Origin of the sequence: Lyngbya sp. CCAP 1446/10, assembly GCF_026130175.1 — a bacterium.
In the GTDB taxonomy this organism is placed as follows: Bacteria; Cyanobacteriota; Cyanobacteriia; order Cyanobacteriales; family Microcoleaceae; genus Microcoleus.
In genome coordinates, this window is record NZ_JAIGNI010000163.1 from 1 (window position 1) to 1,345 (window position 1,345).

Here is a 1,345-nt window from a genome sequence, read left to right on the forward strand (position 1 = left end):
GTGAGGAACTGGTCAAAATTGTGCTGACTCAACAGAAGCTGATTGAAAAATTACAACAAGAACTCGAAAAACTCAAAGAGAGACAGCCGAGTAATAGCAAAACATCATCGAAACCCCCATCAAGCGATCTGATACAGAAATCAGAGACAGCCAAAGTTGATAGCTCAAAAGAGTCAGAGTCCGAGCCCGCATCGCAAACCAGGAGGACAGCCTGGACATATCGGCAAAACCCGAAAAGGGTTTGGACGAGTGGATAGATATCAAATCAGCACTCCTGAAACTTGTGAGCATTGTGGCAGCAGAGAATTAAGTGAGATGATTGGCTACAGCAAGCAGCAGGTAGCGTGTGCCGGTTGCCAGACCAATTGAAGTAGTGGAATATCGACGGGTCAAATGTCAGTGTAATGAATGTGGAGCCATAGTGATTGCACCCGTCTCACCGGGCAAGCGTGCCAGGACAAGATTTGAGTATCGACCTACAAGCATTATTGGTATGGCTAGGTAATTATGGGCACATATCTTACGAAAAGCAACAAGAGTTCCTGCGCGAACTAGGTGGAATCGAAATAGGGATAGGGACATTACAAGCCACAAATGCGCGGGTAGCCAATGCTGTAAAACCCGCCGTTGCCGACTTATGGAAATGGGCACCATTACAAGCCAACGTCCATGTCGATGAAACCCCTTGGTGTGTCAAGGGAGTCAAAGAATGGTTATGGACAGCTACGGGTCAAGATTTTTGCTTGTTTCATGCGGCGGATACTCGGAGTAGAGCCGAATTAGAGACGATGCTGGGGAGCGAGTTTGCTGGAGTGTTGAGTTCTGATGACTTTAGCGTATACAACGGTGTGATTGTTGGAGCGCAGCAAAAATGTCTAGCCCATCTACGGCGACATTTTAAGAAAGTTCTGCTTATAGGTCACGGTAACAATACTGTCGTCGCCTCTGCGTTCTTGGAATTAATTGATGAGGCATTTCGACAACATCGAAAATGGCGCGAACACCAACAAGAGCTTGATTATCATGCTTGGGCGAGGGACTTTAAGACCAGGTTGGCAGAATTGTTAAATACTTGGCAAGGTCAAGTTGGTCATGCCGCTGGACTGTTATTGCGCTCCTTGCGTGAGAAAGCGCAGCAATGGTGGTATTTTTTAGACCATCCTTCCATTCCTCCTGATAATAATTTAGCAGAACGTTCTCTCCGATTAGCCGTGACGAAGCGTAAGGTATCAGGGGGTTCCAGGTCAATGTTTCGGTTTGAACAAACTGCTGATTTGTTATCTGTGATTCAGACTTGTAGATTTCAAGGTAAAAGTGCAATGGCTTTTTTCCGTGATGCTATATC

Annotated in this window: 1 pseudogene; it reads left to right on the forward strand. The window is 46.0% G+C overall.

Annotated features, from left to right (window positions below):
- A pseudogene (locus tag K4039_RS29680) lies at positions 1–1,345 on the forward strand (IS66 family transposase); the annotation flags it as partial.